We start from the raw sequence: 7,018 nt of genomic DNA, 5'->3' as shown, positions 1-7,018 counted from the left end.
AAAACCACCCATCAGTCGCCTCGAATTATCCGAGGACAACCTGTTGAGGCTCCACAACTAGAGAATGAAGTCGGCGTCCTTGAATGTGACGGCCTGGTCGACGAAGATCGAGAAATCCGCCTTCTTGTCGCCGTTGATGTCGCCGGCGATCACCGTGCCGTCGCCGGACTTCGAGGCGCGCAGCTGGCCGTCCGTGCCGCTGAAGGCCTTGTCGCCGATGAACTTGAAGCTCTGGTTGCCCGACTTGTCCGCGCGCGCATCGATGGCCGACAGATCGACCTTGTCCTTCTGCGAACGCCAAAAGTCGTTGATGGTGTCGCGCGCACTCGACGTGGAATCCTTCGCCGACTTGAAGACGAACCGATCGGTACCCGAACCGCCGGTGAGGATGTCGGCTCCCGCGCCGCCGGTGATGCGGTCGTTGCCGGAGCCCCCCTCCAGCACGTCCTTGCCGGAACCGCCTTCGATTACGTCGTTGCCGCTGCTGCCGAGGATCTTGTCATTTCCGGAACCGCCCTTGACATGGTCGTCGCCCGTGCCGCCGGCGACGTTCAGCTTGGTGCCGTCGGCAGCGCTCATGTAGTTGCCGCCGCTGTTGAGCTTGAGCTGCCCGCTGCCGACGATGCGGACGAGGTCCCAGTCCTTGACGTCGGTGGTACTGAGCTTGGCGCCCGTACCGTCGATCTTGACGGTCAGGTAATCCCTGTCGTCGTCGATCTGCTTGGCGATCTTGTTGTTCAGGGTAAGCGAGCCGACCTTCGGCGTCTTGGTCATGTCAATGACATCGACGCCGTCAAGCCGTCCGACCTTGCGCAGGTCTATGACGCTGCCCTTGATCACCTGCAGCGCGTCTTTGCCGGCGCCGCCGACGATGTGCAGATTGTCGTCGAGATAGCCCGGCGCCACCTGGATCAGGTCGCTCGCGTTCGTTCCGGTGGCACCGCGCTCCTGGCCGGTCATCGTGATGGTGACACCGGCGGTCAACGCCTTGCTGAACGTGAACTGACTGCTGGTGAGGCCGCTGACCTTGACGCCCTTCAGGACCAGTTCGTCACCGCCACCGAACGAGAGCACCGTGTCCGAGCCGACCTGGCGACGCGCCAGGTCGGACAGATTGGTGACCCCGGTGCCGGAAAGATCGATCTTGTCCTTCTCAGATGTCTTGAAGTCCCGGATCGTGTCCGCATCGAACGAGCGGGCGAAGATGAACGTGTCGGCGCCGGCATTGCCCTTCAGGGTGTCGTCATCGATGCCGCCGGAGAGCGTGTCGGCGCCGTTGCCGCCGGTCAGTTCGTCCATATCGCCGAAGCCGGCCAGGAAACTGCCGCCATCGGCGCCCCGAATGTTGTCCTGGGCCGCGTTGCCGATGAAATACTTGAACTTGACGTCGTTGGCATCGATCGTGGCGTTGGGATGTTTCTTGGCATCGCCCGGCGAGACGCCGCCGTGAATGTAGTTGCCTTCGTATTCGAGCTCCGCCTTCGCCACGTAGATGACGTTGCCGTCGTCTGGGCTGCCGTGGAAGTTGATGTCGCGGTTGGTGAAGCGAACGCTGATTTTGTTGTAATGTTCGGCGCTCCAGGAACCGAACAGCACCGAGTGGCGCATGTCGATGTCGGTGATGTCGGTGAAGGTGTTGTTGAAAGCGTGTTTGAAGAAGAAGGCGTAGCCGTTGGCACCGCCCTTGTTGTGCGCGCCCTCCGTCGTGAGATTCCTGCCGCTGATGCCGTAGACCTGGCTGAATGAGAAGCCGTTCGATGCGTTGTCTTTCAGCTCTATATCGTGCAGCGTGACGTCGGTCGCGCGCGTCACTTCGACGGTCGAGACGTTGAGGAACTTTTTCTGCGTGTCGGTGAAATCGTTCTTTTTCGCCGTGCCGAGGTTCGTCTTGATCGAGAAGCCGCCGAGGTCGACATTCTTGATCAGCTTGTCCGACGCGCTGATGGTCGTCTTTCCGGCTTGGAAAGCGTAAGGCGTCTTGGTGGCCAGGGTCACCGTGCCCTTCGCCTTGTCGACAGCTATCACCTCCGCCAGCATTTCGCGCAGCGGGTCCGCGTCCTCCGGAACGTGCTGGTTGCCCTGCGAGTCGAGCCAGGTGCGGTCATTGGCCTGCTGCAGCTGGAGAATCGTCCCCTCGGAGATGCCGGCGACGCTGTCGAGTTTCAGTACGTTCGTAATGCCCTTGGTCGTCGAAATCTCGAGCTTCGCCTTTAGCTCTGTCACGTTGCCGCCCTGGATGTCGAAGGCCGTGGCATTGTTGGTGTTCTTTGCATCCACCACAATGTTGGTCTTACCAACTCCGGCACCCAGAATGGTGATGTCGCTGCGCGTGATCTGGACACTGTCCTTGAATGTGTAGGTGCCCTCCTTGAACCGGATCACCGAGCCCGTAGCCGCATTATTGATAATGGATTCGATTTCGGCAGCCGATGTGCCGAGCTCAATGTATTCTGTCGCCAATTTCGTTACCGCCTTTGATTTCGGTTCGGGAGGACCCGGGGAACATTAGAAGAAGCACACGTCGGTTGCATGAAGCAGGAACACGCCACGCGCAATCGCGAAGGATCGCCATACTTTTGCCGCTTACCCCTCCGAAGTCAGATATACGCGCACCAGCCCAGCATCTGGCGACCGGCCCTCTGGGTGGTACAGGTCGCCTTCGAGCCGAATCAATGGCCGAAATTCGTTAAAAAATGGCCCAAAGCCACCCCATCGATTTTGACTTAGGCCAGGGGCTCCACTATGCATGTGGCGCTATTCCGGCGAACGGCGCCACAACTATCGGGCGATGCTGCAAACGTCATCGTTGCAGCGAGTCTTTGCCAAACACAAGAGGCATGCATGACAGGCAAGCATCAGACGCAGTATGACAGCCATGCGCTTGACGCTCCGGAACGTCTCCTGCCTGACGACAAGACCGCCCATATGCCGCAAGTGCAGAGCGCCGCGCTGGAAGAGCAGCTGCGGTCGCTGCTGGAGCTGAACACGGCCCTCCGGCTACGCGCGGATGCCTCCGAACGTGCCATGCGCCATGCCGCCGCCGCAATCGACCGGCAGCGGGAACAGCTAGCCTACCGGCTCGGCACCGAGGTCATTGCAGCCACCCGCTCGGTCTCGCGGCTTGTCGGCCTGCCCGTCTCGCTTCGTCGCGCCTACCGGGAATTCAGGAGCGACCTTTCGAAACGGCAGCAGGATCCGGACGGCGACATGACGCTCGCATCCAGCCCCGTCGCGGCCGATCGCGCGCCGGCAAAGCCCGAGCCGATGGAGACCCTGGAGCAGCAGATCGCCACGCTGCAGAAGGACAACGCCTTGCTTCTGGAGCGCGCCGACCAGGCGGATCGTGCCAAGCGGCTCTCTAACGACGCCATCAAGCAGATCCAGCGGCAACTCGCCTACCGCATCGGTGCGGATATCGTCGCCGCCCGCTCCCTGCCCGCGATGCTCAAGCTACCGCTGACCCTGCGGCGGACCTATGCCGACTTCAAGGCGGGCGGCACCCGATCCAAACGCGGGGACGAACTCCATCGCGACATCGGCGATCTCGAAGCGAAGATGTGGGGCGGCTTTGCGAAATACGCCCATGCCGAGCTCCTACGCTGCCTGGAGGACAGCAAGCTCGCCGCCAGGGACCGGTCGGCCGCCGCACATGCGCTGGCGCGCTGGAGTTTCGTCGAAGGCGATTTCGGCGCGGCGGCGGACCTGATGGAGCGCAGCATCAAGCTGCACCGCGACAACCTCCGCGAAAAGCGCCTCTGCCAGCTCATGTGCCTGGCTCAGGCCGGGCGGGTGGCCGAGGCGGAAGCCGTGTTTGGCCACATCCAATCCAAGGTGAACGAGTTCATCGACTATACCGTCATGCGGGCCGACATCGCCCGCCGCAGGGCGATTCTGGACGGCCGCTCCGTCGCCGAAAGCGACCGCGTCTACCTGGATGGGCTGAACGTCGCAATGGCGCCGTCCGGCATGGCCCCCATCGAGCTGGCCGATCCCGCCAGGCCGCTCAGCATCTGGAACATCGTCTCCCGCGCGCCTGCCAGTACGGCTGCGCAGACGTCGAAGGTTTCCATCATCGTACCCGCCTTCAATGCCGAAAAGACGCTGACCATGGTGCTGGACAGCCTTCTTTCGCAGACGTGGCGGAACATCGAGATCATCGTCGTCGACGACTGCAGCACGGACGGCACCTGCGCGCTCGTCGAAAGCTTCGCCGCTACCGATCCGCGCGTCCGCCTCGTGCGGCGCACCATCAACGGCGGCGCCTATCCTGCCCGGAACGACGGCGTGGAGGTCGCGACCGGCGATCTCATCACGGTGTGCGACAGCGATGACTGGTCGCATCCGGAAAAGATCGAGCGGCAGGTCAAAGAGCTGGCGGCAAATCCGGAATGCGTGGCCGTCCTGTCCCATTGGCTGCGCGTCGACGAGGATCTCGGCGTGGTCGGCTCGTGGATACCGAAGAAGAGCCTGCTCGACATGAACTTCTCGTCGCTACTGATGCGACGCGAGGTCTTCGACCGCCTTCGCGGCTGGGACGAGGTCAAGGTCACCGGCGACGCCGAGTTCCGGTCGCGCATTCTGTCCGTCTATGGCGAAGCGTCGATCTGCAAGGTCAAGCACAACAACATCCTGTCCTTTTCGCTCGCACGCGAGGATTCGCTGACCCGCTCCAAGGCGACCCACATGCGGTCGCTCTTCCACGGCGTTCGCGGCCAGTATCGAGATGCCTACCGCAACTGGCACCTGAGCCTGCAGCAGGGCGGCGACCCGCACCTTCCCCGCACCAACGGGCGCTTCCCGGTCCCGCTCGGCAACCGTCGCGCGACCGAAGGCGACCGCACGTTCGATCTCGTGGTGATCTGCGACTTCGTCCTGAAGGGCGGCGCGTTCGTCTCGACGATGAACTACATTGCCGCCGCCGCCCGGGCCGGGCTGAAGATCGCCGCGGTTCACTGGCGCAAATATGAACTGAATGTCGAGTCTCCGCTCAATCCCGCATTCTACGACGCCTGCCTGAAATACGACATCGCCATCCTGACGCCCGGCGACGAGGTCAAGACCTCGACCGTTCTCGTCGGCTATCCTGCGGTCCTGCAGAACATGCCCGACCGGTTCCCCGAGATCGAGACGGACAATGTGCTCGTGCTGATCAACCAGTTCGCGACGCGACTGGTCGATGGCTCGGACCGCCAGTACGAACCTGAAATTGTGCGTCAGCATCTCATCGAACTATTCGGCACCTCCGGAACTTGGATCCCGATCTCGAATTGGGTCAAGCGACTGATGCAGGAAGACCCGAGCTATCCGGAACCCTACGCCGAACCTTGGCATCCGATGGTCGACACCGACACTTGGTGCGCGGCGCCGATCGATTGGCGCGGCGGCACGCGCAGACCGGTGCTCGGCCGCCACGGCCGCGACGCCTACACGAAATGGCCGAGCACGCTCGAGGCATTGAGAGCCGCCTATTGCGTCGACCAGGACGTCGACGTGAAGTTCCAGGGCGGCGCGAAGCACGCGCGCGGCATGCTCGGTTATTCCCCGAAGAACTGGGAGGTCCAGCACTTCGACGCCATCCCGGTCGGCGCCTTCTTGGCCGATCTCGACTTCTTCATCCATTTCCCGCACGAACTCTATATCGAGGAATTTGGGCGCGCGCCTATGGAGGGGATGGCGGTCGGCAAGGTGACGATCCTGCCGCCGCAGTTCCGCGAGACCTTCGGCGATGCCGCCGTCTACTGCAAGCCGCACGAGGTCCTGGACACTGTGAAGCGCTTCTGGTCCGACGAGGCGGCCTACCGGGAGCAGGCCCAGAAAGGGCGCAACTTCGTTCTGCGTCACTGCAACCAGCAGGGATTTTCAGCCCGGCTTGAGGCGTTCGCCAGGGATGCGGCCATGGAGCGTCGCGGCTAGCCGGGGCAGGCAAGCGCCTTCCTCTTACAGGAAGCACCGGTCACGGAAATGTCGAAAGGTCTTGAAGGACAGCGCCTGATTGTGCAGGAGTTGAGGGTACGACCTCAGTATTGGCGATTGAAGATGAATGGAAATGTAGTCCCCGTCGTGATTGTTACCCGGCTTGGCATCGGGGTCAGCAATCCGGAATTTTACGACTATCGGCTGAGCCTTTTGTCACACTCTCTAGCACGGTCGATATCTGCGCTGACAGAGACCAAGGAAACCTACTGGTACATCGCGGTAGATGTGCGCGCGCCTGCGAATATTGAAAAGCGTATCGCTAAGGCGATCGCTCCGGCCAAAGCAGTCGTGTGGAGACGCAATCCATTTTTCACGGGCCTTCATCCGGTAGATAAGGACGAACTCGCAAACAAGTTCGGGGACCAATCGATCATCGTGATGCGAATTGACGACGATGACCTCCTGCATCGCGACTTTGTGAGTGAAGTTCGCAAGCATACATCCCGGGGCGCCGCCTTGAGCGCAGTTACGTTTGGACAGGGGATCGATCTGACACTTTCTAACATGGCCGCTGTTGATACATGGTATCCTTGGATAGGCGCCGCGCTCAGCATCCAATCCAGTGCCTCAGAACTAATCACGCCCTACGACATGAAACACACCCGCACTGCAGAGTGGATTCAACGGCGAGGGGGAGATGCAAAGGAAGTGCGAAGTGCCCCGATGTGGGTTCGGATGTGGCATCAGGCATCCGACTCGACGGAGGCCCGCGGCTTCAGGAACGCTGGCGGCACCGAGCTGCGGGTGGATTGGGCTGAGTACGGCCTCACGAGCAACAATTTGGCGGCGCTTCAGCAAGCCGCCCAAACGGTCACCACCTCTCCGAAGCGAGCCCACTCGTTCTCGCGCCTGGAAATGAAGCTGGCGGTCGTAAAGCAGATCAGAGCACTTCGTGCTCAGTCCAAAGCAAACGGTGTCAGCGAGAAAGCTTCAAGAGAGCTTCGAAAGGACGCCAAGCGGCTGCTGGAAGTGCTGTACTGCATCTAGGACGCACGCGACCGTCACACTTCACCGAGCCGTCTGAGAGGGCGGCTATCGCATC

General features: G+C 61.5%; 3 protein-coding genes. 2 read left to right on the top strand and 1 reads right to left on the bottom strand.

Features of this window, described 5'->3' with window-relative positions; translation table 11 throughout:
* Window positions 1–57: 57 nt before the first annotated feature.
* Window positions 58–2,382 carry a calcium-binding protein gene (locus P0086_RS17905; protein ID WP_275787975.1) on the bottom strand — a complete coding sequence of 775 codons (2,325 nt, stop codon included), beginning with the start codon at window positions 2,380–2,382 and terminating at the stop codon, window positions 58–60.
* A 459-nt stretch (window positions 2,383–2,841) separates the two neighbouring features.
* On the opposite strand from P0086_RS17905, the gene P0086_RS17900 reads away from it, so the two are divergent.
* Together P0086_RS17900 and P0086_RS17895 are read left to right on the top strand one after the other, a co-directional pair.
* On the top strand, window positions 2,842–5,913 hold the full coding sequence (locus P0086_RS17900; protein ID WP_275787972.1) for a glycosyltransferase: 3,072 nt from the start codon (window positions 2,842–2,844) through the stop codon (window positions 5,911–5,913).
* A gap of 48 nt (window positions 5,914–5,961) precedes the next feature.
* A complete protein-coding gene (locus P0086_RS17895) occupies window positions 5,962–6,963 on the top strand; it encodes a glycosyltransferase (RefSeq protein WP_275787969.1) in 1,002 nt (333 codons plus the stop codon).
* Window positions 6,964–7,018: the final 55 nt, after the last annotated feature.

The sequence above is a fragment of the Mycoplana sp. MJR14 genome (assembly GCF_029210525.1).
In the GTDB taxonomy this organism is placed as follows: domain Bacteria; phylum Pseudomonadota; class Alphaproteobacteria; order Rhizobiales; family Rhizobiaceae; genus Mycoplana.
The sequence above is the reverse complement of the archived record's forward strand: the minus strand, read 5'-3'. Positions and strand labels throughout refer to the sequence as shown.